The organism is Micromonospora sp. WMMD710 (assembly GCF_029626045.1).
In the GTDB taxonomy this organism is placed as follows: domain Bacteria; phylum Actinomycetota; class Actinomycetes; order Mycobacteriales; family Micromonosporaceae; genus Micromonospora.
Genome location: NZ_JARUBD010000001.1, coordinates 6,020,452 through 6,043,349 on the forward strand (window position 1 = coordinate 6,020,452; position 22,898 = coordinate 6,043,349).

Annotated in this window: 20 protein-coding genes, 1 pseudogene and 2 riboswitches; of the genes and pseudogenes, 12 read left to right on the plus strand and 9 right to left on the minus strand. The window is 72.8% G+C overall.

The window, feature by feature from the left end; all coding sequences use genetic code 11:
- Positions 1-189: 189 nt before the first annotated feature.
- Positions 190-639 carry a DoxX family protein gene (locus O7620_RS27875; RefSeq protein ID WP_278126088.1) on the plus strand — a complete coding sequence of 150 codons (450 nt, stop codon included), beginning with the start codon at positions 190-192 and terminating at the stop codon, positions 637-639.
- A 212-nt stretch (positions 640-851) separates the two neighbouring features.
- Here O7620_RS27875 and O7620_RS27880 read toward each other — a convergent pair whose 3' ends face one another.
- Positions 852-1,157 (minus strand): metalloregulator ArsR/SmtB family transcription factor, encoded by a 306-nt coding sequence (locus O7620_RS27880; RefSeq protein WP_278126089.1) that lies wholly within the window; start codon positions 1,155-1,157, stop codon positions 852-854.
- A gap of 91 nt (positions 1,158-1,248) precedes the next feature.
- On the opposite strand from O7620_RS27880, the gene O7620_RS27885 reads away from it, so the two are divergent.
- From O7620_RS27885 to paaN, 4 genes are all read left to right on the plus strand, one after another.
- Positions 1,249-2,226 (plus strand): DMT family transporter, encoded by a 978-nt coding sequence (locus tag O7620_RS27885; protein ID WP_278126090.1) that lies wholly within the window; start codon positions 1,249-1,251, stop codon positions 2,224-2,226.
- A 26-nt stretch (positions 2,227-2,252) separates the two neighbouring features.
- A riboswitch (SAM riboswitch) is annotated at positions 2,253-2,388 on the plus strand.
- Positions 2,389-2,400: 12 nt separating this feature from the next.
- Entirely contained in the window at positions 2,401-3,687 is a 1,287-nt protein-coding gene (gene thrC / locus O7620_RS27890; protein ID WP_278126091.1) for a threonine synthase, read from the plus strand.
- Between the two features lie 408 nt (positions 3,688-4,095).
- A complete protein-coding gene (locus O7620_RS27895) occupies positions 4,096-5,115 on the plus strand; it encodes a GNAT family N-acetyltransferase (RefSeq protein ID WP_278126092.1) in 1,020 nt (339 codons plus the stop codon).
- A gap of 50 nt (positions 5,116-5,165) precedes the next feature.
- Positions 5,166-6,839, plus strand: a complete 1,674-nt coding sequence (gene paaN / locus O7620_RS27900) for a phenylacetic acid degradation protein PaaN (protein WP_278126093.1) — start codon at positions 5,166-5,168, stop codon at positions 6,837-6,839.
- A gap of 108 nt (positions 6,840-6,947) precedes the next feature.
- Here paaN and O7620_RS27905 read toward each other — a convergent pair whose 3' ends face one another.
- Both O7620_RS27905 and O7620_RS27910 read right to left on the minus strand, forming a co-directional pair.
- Entirely contained in the window at positions 6,948-7,475 is a 528-nt protein-coding gene (locus tag O7620_RS27905; protein WP_278126094.1) for a GNAT family N-acetyltransferase, read from the minus strand.
- A 66-nt stretch (positions 7,476-7,541) separates the two neighbouring features.
- Positions 7,542-7,754, minus strand: coding sequence for a hypothetical protein (locus O7620_RS27910; RefSeq protein WP_278126095.1), 213 nt, complete (start codon positions 7,752-7,754; stop codon positions 7,542-7,544).
- A 248-nt stretch (positions 7,755-8,002) separates the two neighbouring features.
- Here O7620_RS27910 and O7620_RS27915 point away from each other — a divergent pair, with 248 nt between their 5' ends.
- From O7620_RS27915 to groL, 3 genes are all read left to right on the plus strand, one after another.
- Positions 8,003-8,206, plus strand: coding sequence for a cold-shock protein (locus O7620_RS27915; RefSeq protein ID WP_132339982.1), 204 nt, complete (start codon positions 8,003-8,005; stop codon positions 8,204-8,206).
- 87 nt (positions 8,207-8,293) lie between these two features.
- The gene (locus O7620_RS27920; protein ID WP_278126096.1) at positions 8,294-9,367 is read left to right on the plus strand and encodes a hypothetical protein; all 1,074 of its coding nucleotides are present in this window, start codon (positions 8,294-8,296) and stop codon (positions 9,365-9,367) included.
- Positions 9,368-9,639: 272 nt separating this feature from the next.
- Positions 9,640-11,262, plus strand: coding sequence for a chaperonin GroEL (gene groL / locus O7620_RS27925; protein WP_007465827.1), 1,623 nt, complete (start codon positions 9,640-9,642; stop codon positions 11,260-11,262).
- A gap of 58 nt (positions 11,263-11,320) precedes the next feature.
- Here groL and O7620_RS27930 read toward each other — a convergent pair whose 3' ends face one another.
- The 3 genes and pseudogenes from O7620_RS27930 to O7620_RS27940 form a co-directional block, all read right to left on the minus strand.
- A complete protein-coding gene (locus O7620_RS27930; protein WP_151488554.1) occupies positions 11,321-11,566 on the minus strand; it encodes a hypothetical protein in 246 nt (81 codons plus the stop codon).
- 77 nt (positions 11,567-11,643) lie between these two features.
- Positions 11,644-12,580: pseudogene (locus O7620_RS27935) on the minus strand (GNAT family N-acetyltransferase).
- 15 nt (positions 12,581-12,595) lie between these two features.
- A complete protein-coding gene (locus O7620_RS27940; RefSeq protein WP_278126098.1) occupies positions 12,596-15,133 on the minus strand; it encodes a S8 family serine peptidase in 2,538 nt (845 codons plus the stop codon).
- Between the two features lie 150 nt (positions 15,134-15,283).
- Here O7620_RS27940 and O7620_RS27945 point away from each other — a divergent pair, with 150 nt between their 5' ends.
- Both O7620_RS27945 and O7620_RS27950 read left to right on the plus strand, forming a co-directional pair.
- Positions 15,284-17,101, plus strand: coding sequence for a glycerol-3-phosphate dehydrogenase/oxidase (locus O7620_RS27945; RefSeq protein WP_278127180.1), 1,818 nt, complete (start codon positions 15,284-15,286; stop codon positions 17,099-17,101).
- An 89-nt stretch (positions 17,102-17,190) separates the two neighbouring features.
- Positions 17,191-17,727, plus strand: coding sequence for a hypothetical protein (locus tag O7620_RS27950; protein ID WP_278126100.1), 537 nt, complete (start codon positions 17,191-17,193; stop codon positions 17,725-17,727).
- A gap of 10 nt (positions 17,728-17,737) precedes the next feature.
- Here the strand turns inward: O7620_RS27950 and O7620_RS27955 are convergent, their stop codons facing one another.
- Positions 17,738-19,138 (minus strand): FAD-linked oxidase C-terminal domain-containing protein, encoded by a 1,401-nt coding sequence (locus O7620_RS27955; protein ID WP_278126101.1) that lies wholly within the window; start codon positions 19,136-19,138, stop codon positions 17,738-17,740.
- Positions 19,139-19,206: 68 nt separating this feature from the next.
- On the opposite strand from O7620_RS27955, the gene O7620_RS27960 reads away from it, so the two are divergent.
- Positions 19,207-19,491, plus strand: coding sequence for a DUF4031 domain-containing protein (locus O7620_RS27960; RefSeq protein ID WP_278126102.1), 285 nt, complete (start codon positions 19,207-19,209; stop codon positions 19,489-19,491).
- Here the strand turns inward: O7620_RS27960 and O7620_RS27965 are convergent.
- The gene (locus tag O7620_RS27965) at positions 19,463-20,119 is read right to left on the minus strand and encodes a metal-dependent phosphohydrolase (protein WP_278126103.1); all 657 of its coding nucleotides are present in this window, start codon (positions 20,117-20,119) and stop codon (positions 19,463-19,465) included. The genes O7620_RS27960 and O7620_RS27965 overlap by 29 nt on opposite strands.
- A 108-nt stretch (positions 20,120-20,227) precedes the next feature.
- Between O7620_RS27965 and O7620_RS27970 the strand changes: the two genes are divergently transcribed.
- Positions 20,228-21,460: an FUSC family protein gene (locus O7620_RS27970; protein ID WP_278126104.1), complete on the plus strand. Its 1,233-nt coding sequence runs from the start codon at positions 20,228-20,230 to the stop codon at positions 21,458-21,460.
- A gap of 6 nt (positions 21,461-21,466) precedes the next feature.
- On the opposite strand, the gene O7620_RS27975 is transcribed toward O7620_RS27970, so the two are convergent.
- Positions 21,467-22,726 (minus strand): aminotransferase class V-fold PLP-dependent enzyme, encoded by a 1,260-nt coding sequence (locus tag O7620_RS27975; protein WP_278126105.1) that lies wholly within the window; start codon positions 22,724-22,726, stop codon positions 21,467-21,469.
- Between the two features lie 46 nt (positions 22,727-22,772).
- A riboswitch (SAM riboswitch) is annotated at positions 22,773-22,893 on the minus strand.
- Positions 22,894-22,898 lie beyond the last annotated feature (5 nt).

Sequence of the window (22,898 nt, forward strand, 5' to 3'; positions counted from 1 at the left end):
GGGCGCGCGGGTCTGGTTCATGCATAGGCGCAGCTGAGGGCGTGGGTGTCGAGCGTCCGTCCGCCGCCGTGGACGCACGCGCTGGCCATGTTTCTACCGGGGATTTTCCCACCAGCAAGGAAGTTATGAACTCCGATGTCTTCCTGCCTCACCATTGATAGGTATCAATCCCTATCCATGGAGGTCTCCATGAACGTCTCTCGGCTCGGCGGGCCGACCCTGTCCCTGTTCCGCATCGTGATCGGCCTGCTGTTCGCGTTGCACGGCCTCTCCTCGGTCTTCGGGTTGTTCGGCGGCAACCCGATGACCGGCAAGGCGGTACCGCTCGGCACCTGGCCGGGCTGGTGGGCCGCCCTGATCCAGCTGATCTGCGGCGCTCTGGTGCTGGTCGGGCTCTTCACCCGACCCGCCGCCCTCGTCGCATCCGGCTCGATGGCGTACGCCTACTTCGTCGTCCATCAGCCGCACGCCCTGCTGCCGCTGCGCAACGGCGGTGAACTGGCGGCGCTCTTCTGCTGGTCGTTCCTGCTGGTGGCGGCACTCGGCCCGGGCGTCTGGGCGCTCGACACGCTGCTCGTACGGCGTCGCGCCGAGGCCCCGTCGGCACCGGTGGCCGAACCTGCGCCGGTGTCCGTCTGACCGCACCCGTGCCGCGCGTCGCCGGAGCCTCGACGAGGCGGCTCCGGCGACGCGCTCGGGTCGGCCGCCACCGTGGCGGCTGATTCGTTGACCGCATCAACTCCACAGCGTCCGCCCGGCAGGTCCCGCACCCCGACCGCGCGGGGCGCGTCCGTTCGTCAACGGCGGCAGCAGCAACCGCCCAGGTCCGGCGAGCCGGGGCCGGTGCCGCGTCAGGCCGGCGGACCGGGTCTGAGGACCGCGTCCAGGAGGCCGGGGTAGAGCTTGTCCACCTCGTCGCGGCGGAGCCGGACCATGCGGCTGGTGCCGGCGGCGCGGGTGCGGGTCAGGCCCGCCTCGCGCAGCACCTTGAGATGGTGGCTGCGGGTCGCCTTGGAGACGCCGAAGTCGAAGCTGCCGCAGGCAAACTCCCCGCCCTCGGCGAGCGCCCGCACGATCTGCAGCCGCACGTCGTCGGCGAGTGCGGCCAGCACGGTGGTGACCGGTACGGCGGTCAGGTCGGGTTCGTGCGGCTCCATGTGACCAGTGTAACCGTTGTTCGACAATTGTCGAACAAGCTCCTATGGTCGGTCTCGTTGGTTCGACGATACTCGAACATTGGAGCTGACGATGCGATCCCGCGCCGCCGCCTACCCACTGCTCGCCGTGCTCGGCTGGGGAGTGATGTTCCCGGTCCTGGCCAGCGCGCTGGCCAGGGTCGACCCGCTCAACCTGACCACCGCCCGCTACCTGTTCGCGACCGTCATCCTGGTCGGCGTCCTGCTGCTCCGCGAGGGTGCCGGCGCGCTGCGGCACGGCGGCCGGGCGGTCGAGGTGGTGGTGCTCGGGGTGGTCGGCTTCGCCGGCTTCAACGTGCTCACCAATCTGGCGCTCGAACACGCCGCCCCGCAACAGATCGCCCTGTTCGTGGCCACCACGCCGGTGATCACCCAACTGGTCCGGTGGGCCCGTGACGGCGTACGCCCGAAGCCGCTGCTGCTGGCCCTCAGCCTCGTGGCGCTTCTCGGCGTCGGCCTGGTGATCACCCGCGGGAGCCTGGCCGGGCTCGGCCAGTTCGGCCTCGGCGGGCTCATGATGATCGGAGCGGTGCTCGGCTGGGGCATCTACACCCACGGCGCCAGCCGGTTCGGCGACTGGACGCCGCTGCGCTTCACCACCCTGACCGCGCTCGCCGGCACGGCCGCGATGCTCGCCGCGAGCATCGGCGCCGACGCCGTCGGCTGGCAGCACGCGCCGGCCGCCGCCGACCTCGTGGCGGTCACCCCGCAACTGGCGTACGCCGTGCTGGTGGGTGCCGTGATCGCGGTCCTGGCCTGGAACACCGGTGTGCAGCGGCTTGGCGCCGCCAACGCGGCCCTGTTCATGAACCTGGTCCCGGTGACCACGTTCGCCGTGCAGATCGCCCGCGGCTACCGGCCGGACCCGATCGAGTTGGTCGGCGCCGCGATCACGATCGCCGCCCTGATTGCCGCGAACCTCGCCACCAGGCCACGGGCGGCCCGGAACCGGTCATCGGCCCTGCCGCAACCGGTCGCGGTCACCGACCCGGTCGCGGTGGTCGACCCGGTGGCGGTGAGCGCCCGCTGACCCTAGACTCGACCGCACAACTGCATACCTCATCCAGAGGGGCTGAGGGATACGGCCCGACGACGCCCCGGCAACCACCCCGCGCGCTCACCGCTGAGCGACCCGCGGGGCAGGTGCCAATTCCGTCCCCGCCGCAGATTGCGATGCGGGGAAAGATGAGAGGACTTCCTCGACATGACGTCGACCCTCGCCGCCCCCGGCATCGACACCTCCGCCAGCCCCGCCCGCGCCCTGGTCTGTCGCGCCTGTTCGGCCCGCTACCCGCTCGCCGCCCAGCACGCCTGCTACGAGTGTTTCGGCCCCCTCGAGGTCGACTACGACACCGCCGCCCTGGCCACCGTCACCCGCGAACAGATCGAGGCCGGCCCGAAGAACATCTGGCGGTACGCCGCGCTGCTGCCCGCCGGGCAGGACCCGGCCACCCGGGTCACCCTCGACCCGGGGCTCACCCCGCTGGTGGCGGCCCCGCACCTCGCCGCCGAACTGGGCATCACCGCGCCGCTCTGGGTCAAGGACGACAGCGCCAACCCCACCCACTCGTTCAAGGACCGCGTCGTCTCGGTGGCGCTCACCGCCGCCAAGGCGCTCGGCTTCACCCGGTTCGCCTGCGCGTCGACCGGCAACCTGGCCAACTCGGTGGCCGCGCACGGCGCCCGCGCCGGCGTGCCCTCGGTGGTCTTCATCCCTAGCGACCTGGAACAGGGCAAGGTCATCACCACCGCCGTCTACGGCGGCGAACTGGTCGCCATCGACGGCTCGTACGACGACGTCAACCGGCTCTGCGGCGAGCTGGTGGAGACCGACGAATTCGAGGACACCGCGTTCGTCAACGTCAACGTCCGGCCGTACTACGCGGAGGGCTCCAAGACCCTCGGCTACGAGGTGGCCGAGCAGCTCGGCTGGCGGATCCCCGCCCAGGTGGTCATCCCGATGGCCAGCGGCGAACTGCTCACCAAGATTGACAAGGCGTTCTCCGAGCTGGTCGAGGTCGGCCTGGTCGAGGCCCCGGCCGGCGGCTGGAAGGTCTTCGGCGCCCAGTCCGCCGGCTGCAACCCGATCGCGACCGCGCTGCACGCCGACACGGACACGATCACCCCGGTCAAGCCCACCGGGATCGCCAAGTCGCTCAACATCGGTGACCCGGCCGCCGGCCTGTACGCCCTGGAGGCGGTCCGCCGCACCGGCGGCTGGATGGAGTACGCCGACGACGACGAGATCCGCGCCGGCATCCGCGATCTGGCCCGCACCAGCGGTGTCTTCGCCGAGACCGCCGGTGGGGTCACCGTGGCGGTGCTGCGCAAGCTGGTCGAGTCCGGTCGGCTCGACCCGACGGCCGAGACCGTCGTCTTCAACACCGGCGAGGGCCTGAAGACCATCGACGCGGTGGCCGGCCAGGTCGGCCCGACCCACCACATCAAGCCGTCCCTGCGCGCCGCCCGGGACGCCGGCCTGCTCGGCTGACGCGCCCGCACGGGCGCGGCGCAGCGCTTGATCCACTCGGGTCCGTGTAAATCGGGGTGTCCGACCGGCCCGGACACCCCGCTTCCCGTGAACCCGAGTCGATGAAGCGCCGCAACGGCCTGGGGTGGCCTGGCGGGGGATAGCGGATCGCCCGATCGGGGGATCGGGTCGATCCGCCGGGTAACTGGCTTTTCGCTGTGAGTGTGGAAAACCCACCGCTATGGACTTGACGGCAGGAACCGGACGGCGCAAGATGCTCCGTGCGGGAGGGCATTTCGCCGGAGACTTTTGAAGTTCTTGCGACCCAACGCCGGCGGCGTTGTGCGAGTGTCCCTCCCGACCACGTTCGATCGGGCCAGCGATTAATTCGCTGGCCCGATCGCTTTTGCGGGGTGCACGCTCAGCGGCATGAGCATCACGATCGCGTCGTTCGACGGCGCCGACCAGGCCGCGGTCGACGAGGCGTACCGGATCGGGGCCGCGGCCAACGACGTCGACCTGCCGGACTTCCCGCCCTTCTGCCGGCGGCGCTTCGACGCGATGTTCCACACGCCGGCACCCGGCGCACGATCGCTCTGGGCGCTGGCCCGGCTGGACGGCGTACCGGCCGGCTACCTCCAACTGGACCTGCCGTACCTGGACAACACCGACAACGCCACGGCGGACCTGGTGGTGCACCCCGGGCTGCGGCGGCGGGGCGTCGGCCGGGCCTTGCACGAGTACGGGGTGCGCCTGCTGCGCGAGAACGGCCGCAAGCGGGTCGTCGCGATGACCGTCTCCGCGCTGCCCGGTGGGCCGGCGCGATCCGGGGCCGGTGACGCGTTCGCCGCCACCACCGGCGCCCAGCCGGCGCTCGCCGAGGTGCGTCGCCGGCTCGACGTCGCCGAGATCGACCGGCTCGCGTTGCGGGCGGCGCTGGCCGAGGCCCAGCCGCGGGCCGAGGGCTACCACTCGGTCTGCTGGCAGGGGACGACCCCGCAGGAGTACGTCGCGGACATCGCCTACCTGGACGGCCGGCTGCTGATGGACGCCCCCATGGGGGACGTGCAGTGGGAGCCGGAGCAGGTGGACGCCGAGCGCATCCGCGGCAACGAGCGCGCCCTGGATGCCCGGGGCCGGCGGCGCTACCACCTCGGAATGCGGCACGAGGCGTCCGGCCGGCTGGTCGCCTGGACGCTGCTCGACGTGGGCGCCTCCGCCGACTGGCACGCGTTCCAGCAGATCACCATCGTCGACCCGGCTCACCGTGGGCACCGGCTCGGCCTCATCGCCAAGGCGGAGAACCTGCACCACCTGCTCACCCACGAGCCGGCGGTACGGGTGATCGACACCTTCAACGCGGCCAGCAACAGCTACATGGTGGCGATCAACGAGCAGCTCGGCTTCCGCCCGGTGGACGCCTGGACCGACTGGCAGCTCACCCTCTGACGGGAATCGGCGCTACTGCTCCCGACCCGTACTCAGGCATGATGGCGGGCATGACGGAGACCCCGCATCCCCTGTACGACAGGCACGCCGACACCCTCAACCGTGCGCTGACCGCGATCACGGAGCGGGGCTACTGGTCCGCCTATCCCGAGTCCCCGAGCCCCCGGGTGTACGGCGAGACCGCCGCCGCCGACGGCAAGGCCGCGTTCGAGGCATACCTCGGTGGCGACTTCCCCCTCGACCAGCCGGGCACCGGCGAGCGGATCGCCACCGAGGCGAGCCCGTTCGGAGTTGAGCTGGCCGTGCGCTACCCGCACGCCGGCACCGACGACCTGATCAGCGCCGCCTCCGCCGCGCTGCCCGCCTGGCGCGACGCCGGCCCGCAGGCCCGCGTGGGGGTCTGCCTGGAGATCCTCGACCGCCTGCACAAGCACATCTTCGAACTGGCCAACGCGGTGCAGTTCACCAGCGGCCAGGCGTTCGTGATGGCCTTCCAGGCCGGCGGAGCGCACGCGTTGGACCGGGCGCTGGAGGCGCTGGCGTACGCGTACGCCGAGATGACCCGGCACCCGGGCACGGCGGGCTGGGAGAAGGCCGCCGGCAAGGGTGACCCGCTGCGGATGACCAAGACGTTCCACGTGGTGCCCCGTGGTGTGGCGCTGGTGATCGGCTGCAACACCTTCCCGACCTGGAACTCGTACCCCGGGCTGTTCGCCTCGCTGGTCACCGGCAACCCGGTGATCGTCAAGCCGCACCCGCGCGCGGTGCTGCCGCTGGCTGTCACCGTGAAGTACGCCCGGGAGGTGCTCGCCGAGGCCGGCTTCGACCCGAACCTGGTCCTGCTGGCCGCCGAGGCGCCCGGCGAGAAGCTCGCCAGCGACCTGGCCCTGCACCGGTCCGTGAAGATCGTCGACTTCACCGGCTCCACCGAGTACGGCGACTGGCTGGAGACGCACGCCCGGCAGGCGTCGGTGTACACCGAGAAGGCCGGCCTGAACACGGTCGTCATCGACTCCACCGACGACTTCGCCGGGATGTGCCGCAACCTCGGCTTCACGCTGACCCTCTACAGCGGTCAGATGTGCACCACCTCGCAGAACATCCTCATCCCGGCCGGCGGCATCGACACCGACCAGGGGCACAAGAGCTTCGACGAGGTCGCCGGCGGCATCGCCGCGGCGGTCGGCAAGCTGACCGCCGACCCGGCCCGGGGCGTCGAGCTGACCGGCGCCATCGTCAACGACGGGGTGCTGGAGCGGCTGGCCGAGGTGACCAAGGTCGGCGAGGCGGTGCTGGAGTCCCGGACCGTGGCCCACCCGGCGTACGCCGACGCGGTGGTGCGTACCCCGACGATCGTGAAGCTGACCGCGGGTGACGCGGAGACGTACGGCCGGGAGTGGTTCGGGCCGATCTCGTTCGCCATCGCGACCGACTCCACCGCGCACAGCCTGGAGCTGCTGCGCCGGACCGTCGGCGAGAAGGGCGCGCTGACCGCCGGGGTCTACTCGACCGACGAGGCGGTGCTGGACGCCACCGAGGCGGTCGCCGTCGAGGTCGGGGTGCACCTGTCCTGCAACCTGACCGGCGGGGTCTTCGTCAATCAGTCGGCGGCCTTCTCCGACTTCCACGGCAGTGGCGCCAACGCGGCGGCGAATTCGGCGCTGACGGACGGGGCGTACGTGGCGAATCGGTTCCGGATCGTGCAGTCTCGGCGTCCGGTGTAGTTGCGGTTGGGGTTTCCGGGGCAGCCCGACCCGCTCCGGGCGGTCAGGTTTGATCCCTGCGTGGGTCGGACTGCCCCGGAAACCCTTACCTGGGCACGGTTGTCGGTTTCAGGCTTGGCGGCGCATCTGTAGCTCGGTCAGGGCTGGGATCGTGGGGTGGGGGACTCGTACGCCGGTGTCCTCGAAGCCCAGGCGTTGGTAGGCCCGGTAGGCGCGGTCGTTGCCGACCACCACCTCCAGCAGCAGCTCCGGTCGGCCGCAGGCCCGCGACCAGGCGGCCACCCCGTCGATCAGCTCACCGAGCAGGCCGCTGCCCCGCCAAGCCGGCGTGACGTAGACCGCGTAGATGACGGTGAGCCCGGCCTCGCGCGGTGCGACCGTACCCCCGGCGTGCCCGACGAAGCGGCCGCCCGGATCCGCCACGAACTGCGCGTTGTCCGCGCCGCGCGAGGTGTACGCCACCCGCGCCGCGTACTCCGCGTGGGACCGGGCGGCCGCGTCGGCGATCGTCTCCAGGAAGGCCAGCGGAGCGTCGGCGAGCATCTCCAGGCGCAGCGCCCGCATCCGGGCGGCGTCCGCCGGCCGGACCCGGCGAATCTGCGCCCGCAGGGCTGGCGAGCCCGTGTCGGTGGTCATGTCCGCATGCCTACCACAGCTGCGACCGCTGTTTCGCGGCCGTTTCCTCTGAGCCGTGGGCCGGGGTCAGACCAGCAGGTCATTCAGGTACGCGACACCGCTGCGCGCCTGCGCGACCTCCCACAGCCGGGCCGCCAGGGCGGGATCGTCGGCGGGTGGCACGATGCCGTCGAACCGCACACGGTCGTCCCACCTGCGGATCGACGGGCCGAGGAAGACGCCGGTCTCGGCAGCGGGGCTGGTGGCCGCGAAGAGCAGCGGAATCGCGGCCCGCTCCACCGGCCGGGCCAGCGCCCTTGCCCGTACGCGGCGCCCGCCGCAACCATTGTCGTGAATCCGTCGACACCATCGAGCAGCCCGGACGATGCCCGATTTGTGGTCGTGCGCGGCCGTCACTCCTCGTGTAGCGTGCGATTTCGGTCACCCGTTTCAGCGGCCGTCATCGATCGCTGGAGCGGTGGTCCGCGGGCGCTCGGCCAGGCCGTGCGCCCGGGCAGGCAACGCTGCGCAGAGTGAGGAAGTGCACCGTGGCACAGGGCACCGTGAAGTGGTTCAACGCCGAAAAGGGCTACGGCTTCATCGCCGTCGACGGCGGTCAGGACGTGTTCGTCCACTTCTCCGCGATCGAGATGGACGGTTACAAGGCGCTGGACGACGGTCAGCGGGTGGAGTTCGAGATCGCGCAGGGTCAGAAGGGCCCGCAGGCCGAGCGCGTACGCCTGCTCGCCTGAGTCTTTTCCTCCCGCGCGTCGCGGCTGCGGTGCGGGCACACACCCGGGAAGATCGTGAACCGTTCCAGCCGATGCTGAGGAGGGTTCATGACCGACCAGCCACCCCCGCCCACTCCGCCTGACGGGCCGGGCGTTCCCGGCGGCCCGCCGCCTGGCTGGGATCCCACGCAGAGCGGTTGGGGTACGCCGCAGGTGCCCCCGCAGGGTTGGGCGTTCCCGCCCACCGGCGGATACCCGCCCGGCGCCGGCCCCTACCCGGGGCAGCAGTGGTATCCGGGGGCACCGGTCGGCTGGTACCCGCCGGGTCACGGGTTCGACCCGAACGACGCCCTGGTCACGCCGCCCGGCATGGGTATCGGCGGCTGGTTCGCCCGGTGTGCGGGAGCACTGCGCCGGGGGTGGCGGCTGTTGGTGCCGATCATGCTGATCACCCAGGTGCTGCCGGCCGCCGTGCTCGGGGTGATCTCCCTGGGTGTGGACCCGTCGGCCGGCTGGGCGGCGCAGGTCGAGGCCGGCTCACCGTCCGAGCTGCCGGAGACGTTCGTCACGGACCTGGTCACCGTCCTGTCCGTGGTCATCGTCGGCAGCCTGCTGATCGGGCTGGTGCAGGCCGTGGGGTGGGCCGCCGGCAGTTGGGTGATCACCCGGCAGGCGGCGGGGGAGCCCGTCGGCGTGGGGCCGGCGCTGCGCTACGGCGTACGGCGGGCGCTCGGGCTGTGGGGCTGGACCCTGCTGGTCAGCCTGCTCATCGGGGTGGGGGTCTGCTTCTGCGTCCTGCCGGGCATCTACCTGGCGTTCGCACTGAGCATGGCCGGGCCGGTCTACCTGTTCGAGCGGCAGAACCCGATCGGTCGGTCATTCCGGATGTTCCACGACCGGCTCGGCCTGCTGCTGGGTCGGGTGGCGCTCGTCGCCGCGGCGGTGATCGTGGCCACCCTGATCCCGTCGGTGCTGGAGGGGATCATCTCGGCCCCGCTGGGTCCGGATCCGCTCGCGTCACCCGGCACCGCGGTCGGCATCGTCCTGGTGACCGGGGTCGCGGCCGTGCTGGCCCTGCCGGCCCACCTCGCCCAGTTGATCGGTCTGCTGGTCACATACGCCGAGCAGCGGGCTCATGAGGCGCCGGTGAACAGCGCCGGGCTGGCCGCCGAACTCCGCTGACCGGCCCCATCGTGCTTGCACTCGGCAGGGGAGAGTGCTAAACAAGTCATTGGCACTCGCATACCGTGAGTGCCAATGGTCGGGACGGTGGGGCCAGGTTGCACCGGCGTGGAGACGCCGGGGCGGCACATGGCCGGTCGTCGCGGGCTATCCGGCCCGGCCGAAGGACGTCGTCGTCGCCAGGTGGCGACGTCCCAAGGTGCGTACACCAGGCGGCCCATCCGGGGCACACATCTCGGGTGGCCCGTGAGTGTCCAGGAGGACAACGCCGTATGGCCAAGATGATCGCGTTCGACGAAGAGGCGCGCCGCGGCCTCGAGCGGGGCATGAACCAGCTCGCTGACGCCGTAAAGGTGACCCTCGGCCCCAAGGGCCGCAACGTCGTGCTCGAGAAGAAGTGGGGTGCCCCCACCATCACCAACGATGGTGTGAGCATCGCCAAGGAGATCGAGCTCGAGGACCCGTACGAGAAGATCGGCGCCGAGCTGGTCAAGGAGGTCGCCAAGAAGACCGACGACGTTGCCGGTGACGGCACGACGACGGCGACCGTCCTGGCCCAGGCTCTGGTTCGCGAGGGCCTGCGCAACGTGGCCGCCGGCGCCAACCCGATGGCCCTGAAGCGGGGCATCGAGGCCGCGGTCGCGAGCGTCTCGGAGGAGCTGTCCAAGCTCGCCAAGGACGTCGAGACCAAGGAGCAGATCGCCTCCACCGCCTCCATCTCCGCTGGCGACAGCACCGTCGGCGAGATCATCGCCGAGGCGATGGACAAGGTCGGCAAGGAAGGCGTCATCACCGTCGAGGAGAGCAACACCTTCGGTCTGGAGCTTGAGCTCACCGAGGGTATGCGCTTCGACAAGGGCTACATCTCGGCCTACTTCATGACCGACCCGGAGCGCATGGAGGCCGTCTTCGACGACCCCTACCTCCTGATCGTCAACAGCAAGATCTCGTCGGTCAAGGACCTGCTCCCGATCCTCGAGAAGGTCATGCAGTCGGGCAAGCCGCTGCTGATCATCTCCGAGGACATCGAGGGTGAGGCCCTGGCGACCCTGGTCGTCAACAAGGTCCGGGGCACCTTCAAGTCGGTCGCCGTCAAGGCGCCGGGCTTCGGTGACCGCCGCAAGGCCATGCTCGCCGACATCGCCATCCTCACCGGTGGCCAGGTCATCAGCGAGGAGGTCGGCCTCAAGCTGGACGCCGTCGGCCTCGACATGCTGGGCCGCGCCCGCAAGGTCGTGGTGACCAAGGACGAGACCACCATCGTCGACGGTGCCGGCGACGCCGACCAGATCCAGGGTCGGGTCAACCAGATCCGGGCCGAGATCGACAAGAGCGACTCCGACTACGACCGGGAGAAGCTGCAGGAGCGGCTGGCCAAGCTGGCCGGCGGCGTTGCGGTCATCAAGGTCGGCGCGGCCACCGAGGTCGAGCTCAAGGAGCGCAAGCACCGCATCGAGGACGCCGTTCGCAACGCGAAGGCGGCCGTCGAGGAGGGCATCGTCCCGGGTGGTGGCGTCGCGCTGGTCCAGGCCGGCAAGACCGCCTTCGACAAGCTCGACCTGGTCGGCGACGAGGCGACCGGTGCGAACATCGTCAAGGTCGCGCTGGACGCCCCGCTGCGGCAGATCGCCGTCAACGCCGGCCTCGAGGGCGGCGTCGTGGTGGAGAAGGTCCGTAACCTCGAAGCGGGTCACGGTCTGAACGCCGCCAACGGCGAGTACGTCGACCTGCTGGCCGCGGGCATCATCGACCCGGCCAAGGTGACCCGGTCGGCGCTGCAGAACGCCGCGTCCATCGCGGCGCTCTTCCTCACCACCGAGGCCGTTGTCGCGGACAAGCCGGAGAAGACCCCGGCTGCCCCGGCTGGCCCGGGTGGCGGGGACATGGACTTCTGAGTCCAGTTCCGACACACCGCACGGGGCGGGCCGCTGACGCGGTCCGCCCCGTTCGTCGTCAGGTGGGCAGCGGGCGCTGGTTACGCCGCTTCTGCGCCCGGTCGTACGGCGGAAGCAGCTGGATCGGCGCGTCCACCATCTCCTGCGGCTCCTCGACCACCGGCTCGCCGTCGGTGGTCATCTCGGCCAGTTGCTCGGCGTCTCCGTAGTCGAGCCGTTCGAACGGCAGTTGGCCGGGCAGTTCGCCGACCGGTTTCCAGGTGATCGGCGGGCCGTCCTCGGTCTGGTCGTCATCCGTGGTCATGGCTGCCTCCTCTACCGAAACGGTAGGGGGCGTCGATGGGCGATGCGGGCGAATGAATCAATGTCCCATTTGCCCAGTTATGCCGCTGGTAGGGTCCGCCGGTAGAGGAAGAAGACCCGCTCGATCCGGGCGCCCGCGCTGCCCGAATAGAACGGCACCGGCCCCACCCAGCCGATCTGCGCCCGGTCCAGCCCCGCCGCCCGCTGGTCGCGCAGACAACGCCGCAGCAGCACCCCGCCGATTCCCGAACCCTCGGCCGCCGGATCGGTGCCCATCGGCCCAAACCAGCTCGGCCGCGACGACCCGTACGCGGCGAAGCCGAGCACCTGCCCGTCCCGCTCCGCGAGGTGACAACCGGCGCCCGCGCGACCCACCGAACCGGCCAGCTCGCCGTCCCACGTCCCGCCGAAGGTGGACCGGGCGAACGCGGCCAGCGCCGGCAGGTCAGCCGGCTCCGCCCGGCGTACCGTGATGCCCCGCTCCGCCAGCCGCCGCTCCCCCGCCTCGGTGGACCGCAGCGCCGGCGAGTCGTCGTACGACAGGTCGGCGGTCATGTTCCAGGCCGTCCGGTCCTGCCGGTACCCCAGCGCCAGAGCGGCGCAGACCGCGGGGGTGTAGCGCACGTCGATGCCCGGCCACGCGTAGTACGGTGGGTTCCCGGCGAGCAGCACCTCGGTCACGCCACGCTCGGCGAGCACCGCCTCGGCGCGCGCCGCCAGTGCGCGGCCCGCCCCCCGGGCGGCGCTGCTCCGGCAGCACCGCGACCAGGTCCACGTGCCCGACACCCGGGTCGGCCGGCGACAGCGAGCCGAGCAGCACCCCGACCAGATCCGCCCCCCGGTACGCGCCCAACCCGACCACCGTCCGGTCGGCGCTGGCGCGGGGCCACAGCACGTCCACGATGGGGGCCGCCTCGGTGGCGTCCTCGGGCAGGTCGAGCGCCCGTTCGCAGAGCCGCACCACGGCGGGGGCCAGGTCGGGGGTCAGCTCGGTGATGGTGATCTCGGCGTCCATGGTCGCGACCTTAGATCACCGCTGTGCGGCGCGGACGGCGGCGAGGGCGTCGACCTGGCCGGCCCCGGCGACGTTCGCCGGGCCACCGCAGGCGTCGCCCGGGTTGCGGGAACGGTAGGTCGGCACGGCCGGCGTCGCGGTGTCCCGCAGGATCTGCCGCGTCCGGGGCAGGTCACCGACCAGCGCCGGATTCGCCGACCACATCAGCGCCACCACCCCCGCCACCTGCGGCGTCGCCATCGACGTGCCGTCCAGCGCGGCATACGTGCCACCCGGCATCGCCGACACCACACCCACGCCCGGTGCCAGCACGTCCGGTTTGCCCACGCCGCCGGGCACGGGTCCGCGCGAGGAGAACTCGGCCACCCGCCGCTGCGCGTCCACGGCGCCCACGGTCAGCACGTCCGGGTACGGCGCGGGCGGGTCGTCGATCGACGCGCACCACGGGCCGGTGTTGCCGGCGGCGGCGACCACGAAGATCCCGGCGGCGTCCAGGGCGGCGGTGGCCGGTCGCAGCACCCGCTGGTCGCAGCCCTCGATCGTCGGGCAGCCCCACGAGTTGGTCAGGATCTGCGGTGCGCGGTCGGGCCGGCCGTCGGTGAACGGGTCACCACCGGCCGGGAAGGGCGCCAGCATGAACTGGAGGCAGTCCAGGTAGTGCCCCGGGCTGCCCAGATTGCGGTCCAGGTTGACGCAGCCCACCCACTGCGCGTCCGGCGCGACACCGATGCCGTCGCGCCCGACGGCACTGCCCACCGTGTGGGTGCCGTGCCCACCCTTGTCGGTCGGGGTCCGGGTGCCGTTCCACGGGTCGTACCAGGAGTCGTTGCCGCCGCGGAACCCGGCCCGCAGCGCCGGATGGGTGCCGTCCACGCCGGAGTCCGAGCTGCCCACGACGATTCCCGTGCCGGTCACTCCGAGCTGTGACCAGACCCGGTCCGCGCCGAGCTGGCGGATGTTCCACTCCGGACCGGTGGGTGCCGGCGCGTCGCCCCGGCTCTGCCCGGCCGGCGCGGGCAGGGGTCGCAGGCGTTGGCTGACCAGCACCCGGGCCACCTCCGGCCGGCGCGCCAGCCAGACCCGCACGCCCGGTCCGCCGTCCACCTCGACCGCGTTCACCAGGTAGTAGGAGACCGGGCCGAGCCTCAGCCGGTTCAGGTCGCGGCGCAGGTCGGCCTGGCTGCGCTCGGCGGTGTCCACCAGCCGCCGGTAGACCTCCGTCGCCCGGGCGTCGCGCCCGGCCCGACCCGGTGTGCCGGCCGGCAGTCCGTTCAGGTCGGCCTGCGCCCGCAGCACCACCAGCAGCCGCTCGCCGTACAGGCCGGGCTGTCCCGGGCCGACGTCCACCACGCCGACCGTCACGAGCAGCACCACCGCGGCCACCGCCGCCAACCGACGGCTCGGGGCACGCGCCGACCGTCGGGCCAGCAGCACCGCGTACCCGATGGCGAGAGCGACCGCCATGGCGAGCCCGGCGCCGGCGGCGGCCGCCACCCAGAACGGCACGTCGCGGGTGCCGACCAGCAACAGGCTGATCTCCTCCGGGTCGGTGAACGCCAGCGGGCCGAGCGCGCCCAGGCCCACCAGCCAGCCGGTCGCGGTCCGGCCGGCGCGCACGACGTCGGCCGGGTCGACGGTGGGCCGCCAGGCCGCGGCCCAGAGGGCGGCCAGCGTGAAACCCGCCGGTGGCAGGGTCAGCAGCGCGGGCAGTTGGGCGCCGGACTGGCCGGTGCCCGCCGCGAGCAGCAGCAGCGCGACGCCAGCGACCAGGCCACCGACCAGCACCAGGCGGGCCGGCCGGGGTGGCCGGCCGACCGCGAAGCGGGACCAGAAGGCCGCGTTCAGCAGCGTGGCGGCCAACGCGCCGAGCGCGGCGGCCGCCGCCAGCGCCAGCACGGTCTCCAACAGACCACCGAGCGCACCCAGCCAGGCCCAGGGCAGCAGCAGCGCCAGCCCGGCGGCGACCGCGAGCAGCGGCACCGCACCGGGGCGGCGTGACCGCCGGCCGCCCGGCTCCGGGCGCGCGTCGGCCCCGGCGTGCCCGGTGTCGTCACCGTCGGAGGGCGTCGCGCGCGCGGTGTCGCCGCCGGGGGGAGCCGCGTCGACGTCCGTGCCGGCCGGTCCGGGGTACGCCGACCGCCGTGCCGACCAGCGCAGCACGAGCGCGACGACCGCCGTCGTGGCGGCCAGCGCGGCGAGGTATGCCTCGTGGTGCACCTGCGGCACGATCCGCAGCAGGGTGAGCACCCCGAGCGTGAGCGCAGCGGCGAGCCACACCCGCCCGGTGACCCGGACCGCAGCCGACCGAGGCAGCACGGCCAGCAGCAGCGCGGGCGTGCCGACCAGGACGACGGTGGCGAGGCCCAGCACCGGCCAGAGCCAGCCGACCCGGTCCCGTCCGAAGCCCAGCAGCACCTGATCGGTGACCCAGCCGCCGGTCTGGGTGCCCACGGTGACCGTGATGGTCCAACCGCCGGCAAGGGCGGCCGCGACCACCGGCCACGGGCTGGTCCGGCCCGGTGGCGGTTGGTGCGGCAGCGGTTGAGCGTGCATCCGAGAACCTTACGACCAGGATGAGCACTTTCGATGCGGGCCTCTTCGAGCAGATCGCGAGGAAAAGGCCGCGGCCGCGATCCGCCCAGAGGTGGCGCATGTCGACACGCCGCCCACGGCGGATACGGTGGACGGGTGCGAGATCCCAACATCTCCCGATCCGTCGCCGGGCAGCTCTCGCCGGTCCGCCGCACCGCCGACCTGCGCCGACTGCGCGCCGAGCGCTTCGACGTGCTGGTCATCGGGGGTGGGGTGACCGGTGCCGGCGCCGCACTGGACGCGGCGTCCCGGGGTTTGAAGGTGGCCCTGGTCGAGGCGCGTGACCTTGCCGCCGGCACCTCCAGCCGGTCCAGCAAGCTCATCCACGGTGGCCTGCGCTACCTGGAGCAGTTGGAGTTCCATCTGGTCCACGAGGCGCTCACCGAGCGGGGGCTGCTGGCCACCCGGCTCGCGCCGCACCTGGTCCGCCCGGTGCCGTTCCTGGTGCCGCTGCCGGCCGGTCGAGGTCTGCGGGACCTGCCCGCCCGGGTCTTCCGCCGCTCGTACTACGGGGCCGGCGTGGCCGCGTACGACGCCTTCGCCGGGGTCTTCGGCGGAGGCCGGGGCATGCCGCTGCACCGGCACCTGACCCGGGAGGGTGCCCGGCGGATCTTCCCGAGTCTGCGGGCCGACTCGCTGGCCGGGGCGATCCGCTACTACGACGGGCAGGTCGACGACGCCCGGCTGGTGGTCACGCTGGCCCGTACGGCGGCGAGCCTCGGCGCCACGGTGGTGAGCAGCGCCCGCGCCGTCGGGCTGATCCGGCAGGCGCGGGAGGTGACCGGCGTCCGGGTCCGCGATCTGGAGGCGCCGGCCGGCTCCCCGGACGCGGAGTTCGAGGTGCACGCCCGCACCGTCATCGCCGCCACCGGTGTGTGGAGCGACGACATGTCCCGGATGCTCAACGACGTGGGCCTGCGTCCCGGCGTCCGGGTGCGCGCCTCGAAGGGGGTGCACCTGGTGGTGCCCCGCTCGGCGATCACCGGCGAGACCGGGCTCATCCTGCGGACGGCCAGTTCGGTGCTCTTCGTCATCCCGTGGGGCGGGCACTGGATCATCGGGACCACGGACACCGACTGGCGGCTGGACCGGTCCCACCCGTCCGCTTCGGCCCGGGACATCGACTATCTGTTGCAGCAGGTCAACACCGTGCTGGACCGGCCGTTGACGACCGCCGACATCGAGGGCGTCTACGCCGGGCTGCGGCCGCTGCTGGCCGGCGAGGCCGACTCCACCTCGAAGCTCTCGCGCGAGCACGCCGTGTTCGAGCCGATGCTCGGACTGCTGCTCGTGGCCGGTGGCAAGTACACGACGTATCGGGTGATGGCCTCGGACGTGGTCGACCGGGCCGTCCGCCGGTTGGGCGACGGCCGTCCGTCGCGGACCGCCGACCTGCCGTTGCTGGGTGCCGACGGGTACCCGGCCATGTGGCGGGACCGGGCCGACCTGGCCCGCCGGCACGGCGTGCCGGTGGGTGTGGTGGAGCACCTGCTGGAGCGGTACGGCACCCTCACGCTGGATCTGTTGGCGCTGATCGACGCCGATCCGCTGCTCGCGTCCCCGCTGGCCGGCGCGCCGGAGTATCTGGCGGCGGAGGTCGCGTACGCGGCGCGGGCCGAGGGTGCGCTGCACCTGGAGGACGTGCTGACCCGGCGGACCCGGATCTCCTTCGAGACCACCCACCGGGGGCTGGAGTCGGCGGAGCACGCCGCCGAGCTGATGGGTGCCGTGCTGGGCTGGGACGCGGACACCCGGCTGCGGGAGGTCGAGCACTACCGCGCCCGGGTGGAGGCGGAGCGGCAGTCCCAGTTGATGCCGGACGACGCGGCGGCGGACGCGGCCCGGCTCGGTGCTCCGGACGTCCGCGGTTACGCGGCGGACCGGGGTGGCGACGACGACCAGGCCACGGTGCGACCGTCCGCTCGGTGACCGAAAAGTAACGTTACCGATGGGTAACTATCGATACCGGCCCGGATGGTGGTTTCGGACGCTACCTACGGTGGGGTAGGTTTCCGCGCGTGCTTGACCGCGCGCGCTCCCGTCTGCTCATCCCCCTTTTCGCTGCCGCGCTCGCCGTTGCCCTGACCGGGTGTTCGCTGCTCGACCGGGACGCCGGCGAGACATCGCAGGCGCAGCCACCGGTGGGCTCGGCGGCCGGTGGGTCGCTGCCCGAGGTCCCCACCACCATCGCGGCGGGGCAGGTCAGCCTGCTTCAGCGGCTCGGCAGCGACGGCCCGCTGCGCACCCTGAGCGTCGAACGCAACGGGGCGTGGCAGTGCCTGGACTGCGCCGGTGACGGGGTCACCTCCCGTGGCACGCTCGCCCCGGAGTTGACCCAACGGCTCCAGGTGCTGCTCGCCGACCCGAAGCTGGCCCAGGAGACCGACCAGGTCCGGCGGTACCGGGCGACCTGCATCGACGCGCTGACGTCGAGCCTGCTCACCTCGGCGGGGCTGATCACCTCCCAGGACTGCCCGGGCGAGGAGCAACCGGTGGTGGCCGGGGAGATCCTGCTGCTGCTCACCCAGGCGACCCCGGCCGAGGTCAAGGGCTGACCCCGGCGGGTCAGAGCACCTTGCCCGGGTTGAGCAGGCCGTCCGGGTCGAGCGCCGACTTGATCGCCTGGTGCACCCGCATCCCGACCGGCCCGATCTCCCGGGCCAACCAGTCCCGCTTGAGCAGCCCCACCCCGTGCTCGCCGGTGCAGGTGCCGCCGAGGTCCAGGCCGAGCCGCATGATCTCGTCGAACGCCCGCCGGCCCCGTTCCAGGCTCGCCGGGTCGGCCCGGTCGACCACGATGTTCGGGTGCATGTTGCCGTCCCCGGCGTGCCCCACCACGCCGATCGGCACGTCGCAGTCCGCCGCGATCCGGGCCACACCGTCCAGCAGCGCGGCGAGCGACCCGCGCGGCACCGCCACGTCGTCGATCACCAGGCCACCGTTGCCACCCGGGTAGGTGTCGGCCGCGAACTTCTCCATCGCCGGGTGGGCCAACCGCCGGGCCTGCAGCAGCGCCGCCGCCTCCACCGCGTCGGTGGCCGCGTACACCTCGTCGGCACCGGCCGCCCGGCACACCTCGGCCAGGGCGCTCAGGTCGTCCGCCGCCCGGGCGCCGGTGTCCGCGGCGGCCAGCAGCAGGGCCTGCGCGTCGGTCCGCAGCCCCATCGGCTGGTACGCCTCGATGGCCCGCAGGTGCGTCTGGTCCAGCAGCTCCAGCAGGCTGGGTGTCAGCCCGCGGGCGGCGATCTCGGCCACCGCCGCGCCGGCCGCCGCCGTGGAGCCGAAGACCGCCACCATGGTCAGTGACTCGGCCGGGGCGGGCCGCAGCGCCACGGTCACCTCGGTGATCACCCCGAGGGTGCCCTCCGAGCCGACGAAGAGGCGGGTCAGGTCGTAGCCGGCGACACCCTTGGCGGTACGCCGGCCGGTGCGCAACACCTCACCGGAGGCGAGCACCACCTCCAGGCCGAGCACGTACTCGGTGGTCACGCCGTACTTCACGCAGCACATGCCGCCGGCGTTGGTGGACACGTTGCCGCCGATCGTCGACGACTCCCACGAGCCGGGGTCCGGCGGATACCACAGCCCCTGCTGGGCCACCGCCCTGGCGAGCGTCGCGTTGACCACCCCGGGCTGGACCACCGCGATCCTGCTCACCGGGTCGATCTCGCGGATCTCGTCCATCGCGACGGTGCTGAGCACCACCGCGCCGTCCACCGCGTTCGCCGCGCCGGCCAGCCCGGTCCGCGCGCCCTGCGGCACCACCGGTACGCCGTGCCGCGCCGCCGCACGGACGACGGCGACCACCTGCTCGGTGCTGCGCGGGCGGGTCACCACCAGCGGGGTGCCGGCGACGCAGAGGTCCGCCTCGTCGCGCTGGTGCATCCGCAGCAGGTCCGGGTCGGTGAGCACGGCGTTCTCGCCCAACGCGGCGCGCAGGTCGTCGAGGAGTCCGGTGGGGGCCATGCAGCCGAGGCTAGGTTGGCGGTCGCCGATCATCAACATGATCAACTGGGCGGGATAACTTGTGCACCATGCTCTACCTGGACCGGCCGGCCTGGCCGTGGCGCGGCCGGCTCTGGTCACACCTGATCAGCGACGTCTCGTACGCCGAGCTGCACGCCTTCGCGGAGGCGTTGGGCGCGCCCCGGCGCGGATTCGACCGCGACCACTACGACATCCCGGCGGAACGATTCGCGGCGGCGGTCTGGCTCGGTGCCCAGGTGGTGCCGAGCCGGGAGCTGGTCCGGCTGCTCCGCGACGCCGGTCTGCGCCGCCCGAAGCACCTCGTCAGCCCGCGTCCGCCGGCGCGTCGGTGAGCGTCGCCAGCTCGCGGCGCAGGTTGTCCCGGGCCGGCCGTTCCCACCGTTGCGCCAGCGGCGGCAGCCGGAACAGCGCGGGCAGCGCCAGTAGGCCGGTCAACACCGCGGCCCGGCCGGCCCGGAAGGCCGGCTCCGGCACGTGCGCGTACTCCCGTCGGATGGCCGCCGCGTAGCGGTCGTACGTCTGCGGTGGCGCGGCCAGCACGGCGAGGTCCGCGTCGCAGAGCAACGCGCCGTCGCGGTCCTGGTGTCTGACCACATGCCCGGCGGTGAGCAGCACCAGCCGACGCACCTCGACCACCGCGGACGCCGGCACCCCGAGCCCGGTGAGCAGGCTCGCCGCCAACGCGGCGCTGTCCCGCTCGTTGGCGTCGCCGGCGGCTCGGGGGTCGTAGACCGCGTCGTGGCACCAGGCGGCGAGCCGGACCAGGTCGGCCCGGCCGGCCAGGTCGGCGTGCCGGTCCACCACGTCGAGTACGGCCGTCAGGTGGGCAACCGTGTGGTAGTGCCGGTGCGGCTCCCGCCACCGGGCGAGCAGGTGCTCCCCGGCCCGCGTCGTCTCCGCATCGGGCCTCGCGCCGGCATCCCGGGCCGCCGCCCGCCACCGGTCCAGCAGATCAACCACCGCACGAGTCTCCCGCATCGGCCCGCCGCGTGCCGACGGGAGGATTCAGCGCGCCTGGCACGGGTAGTCGCGCCCATGGCCGTGGCCCGGGACAAACGACCTCCGATCATGCGGCGTACCGCGCTGCGCGAAGGGTTGGTGGACATCGATGGTGCCCGGATCGCCGAGGCCACCGAGCAGCTGCGCCATCGTGGCCGGGCCACCCTGCACGACCGCCTGCACCGGGTACGGATGGCCGGCGGACTCGCCGTGCAGGCCGGGCTGGCGGCCGGGCTCGCGTACCTGATCTCGCACAAGGTGCTCGGCAACCCGCAACCGGTCTTCGCGCCGATCTCGGCGGTCGGCACCCTGGCCGCGTCGGTCGGCCAGCGGTTCCGCCGGACCGTGGAGTTGATCGTCGGGGTGGGGGTCGGGGTGTTCGTCGGCGACCTCCTGATCTACCTGCTCGGCACCGGGGCGTGGCAGCTCGGCCTGGTGGTCACCGTGGCGATCCTGCTCACCATCTTCGCCGGAGCGAGCGTGGCCATCGTCATCCAGGCGGCGGCCACGGCGGTGCTGATCGTGACGCTGAGCCCGTCGACCCAGAACCTGGAGATTCCCCGCTTCGTCGACGCGTTCCTCGGTGGTGGGATCGCGCTGCTGGTCACGGCGGTGCTGCTGCCGCTGAACCCGCTCCGAGTGATCAACCGCGCCGCCCGACCGGCGCTGGACCTGCTCGCCGCCCAACTCGATGTCACCGCCGACGGGTTGCGCAGCCGGGACCGGGCCAGCATCCAGCGGGCACTGGATCGGCTGCGCAACAACAAGGACGAACTGGCCACGCTGTCCGAGGCGATCGAGGGCGCGAAGGAGACGGCAACCCTCTCCCCGGCCCGCTGGCACCGCCGCAGCGAGCTGATCCACTACGCGGAGGCGGCCGATCCGATCGACCGGGCGATGCGCAACAGCGGCACGCTGATCCGCCGGTCCGTCACGCTGGTCGAGGACGAGGAACCCGTGCCCGATCCGATGCCGGACGCGATCGGCCACCTGGCCGAGTCGGTCCGGCTGCTCAAGCACGAGTTCGCCGCCGGCGAGATGCCGGCGAAGGCCCGGGAACGGTCGTTGCGCGCGGTCAGCGAGGCCGGCCGGGCGTACGGCGAGGGCGTCGGCTTCTCCGGCAGCGTCGTCATCGCCCAGATCCGGACCACGGCCAGTGACCTGCTGGTGGCCTCCGGGATCGAGCAGGAGGAGGCGAACCGGTGGATCCGCACCGCCTTCGGGGAGCAGGAGCGGCCCGTCGGTGAGTCGGCCGAACCGGGTGAGGCGCCGAAACCGCCCACCGCCCCACCCGTCGGCTGACCGTACTCAACCCAGCTCGGCGAGCGCCTCGATCAGCCGGTCCACCTCAGCGGCGGTGCTGCCCAGGCCGATGCTGGCGCGCAGCGCCGTGGACGGCAGGTCCCGTCGGCCGCTGCGCCCCGCCGCCTCGTCGAGCAGCCGCCGGGCCAGCGGGTGGGCACAGAACAGGCCGTCGCGTACGCCGATGCGGTGCCTCGCGGCCAGCCGGGCGGCCACCTCGGCGGAGTCCCACCCGGTGACCACGAACGAGACGATTCCGACCCGGGGCGCGTCCGGGCCGAAGGTACGCAGTTCCACCACGTGCGGCAGGGCCGCGAGGCCGTCCCGCAGACGAGCCAGCAGCGCCTGCTCGCGGGCGGCCAGCGCGGCACGGTCCGCGCCGGCCAGCTCCGTGCACACCGCGGCCAGCGCCACGGCGCCGAGCAGGTTCGGGGTGCCGCCCTCGTGCCGTGCCGGGCCGGTCGCCCAGGTCACGTCATGGGTGGCCGGGCCGACGCGGCTGGTGGCGCCGCCACCGGCCAGGTACGGCGGAGCCGCGTCCAGCCAGTCGGCCCGGCCGATCAGCACGCCCGCGCCGAACGGGGCGTACAGCTTGTGGCCCGACACGGCCAGGTAGTCCACGTCGAGGGCGAGCAGGTCGACCGGTGCGTGCGGGGCGAGCTGCGCGGCGTCGAGCGCGATCCGGGCCCCGTGCCGGTGGGCCACCCGGGCCAACTCCGCGACCGGCCACCGCTCGCCCGTCACGTTGCTGGCGCCGGTGACCGACACCAGCACCGGCAGCGCCGGGTTGCTGTCCCGCCGCAGCTCGGTCAGGGCGGCGGCGAGGGCGCGTACCGCCCCGGCGGGGTCGGCGGGCACCGGCAGCCGTACCGAGCCGCGCGGCCAGGGCAGCAGGTTCGCGTGGTGCTCGCCGGCGAACGTGACAACCGTGGTGCCGGTGGGTAGCGCCCGACCCAGCAGGTTGAGCGCGTCCGTGGTGTTCCGGGTGAAGATCACATGGTCGTCGGGGCGGGCGCCGAAGAAGTCGCCGACGGTCTGCCGGGCCTTCTCGTAGGCCAGCGTGCAGCGCTGCGACAGCGCTCCCGCGCCGCGGTGCACGCTCGCGTACCAGGGCAGCAGCTCGTTCACCGCGTCGGCCGCGGCCCGCGCGCACGGCGCGCTGGCCGCGTAGTCCAGGTTGATCTCGCCGGGCACGCCCAGCACGTCGAGCGGCGCGGGCGCCACGGTGGGCAGGGCGGGCAGCGAGGGTACGAGAGTGACGGACACGCCGGAACCTCCGGGGTCAGGGACCCCGGGTGCGACATCGGGACGGGGTCCGCGCTTGCCCAGCACGCCGATCGGGCTGGGCCCGGTCATCACCCGGGGCACCCCACCGCGAACTCGACGAGGGTTGCCGGCCAGCAAGCCGGGGCTTGACGCTGGCGCTCGTGACCTGCCC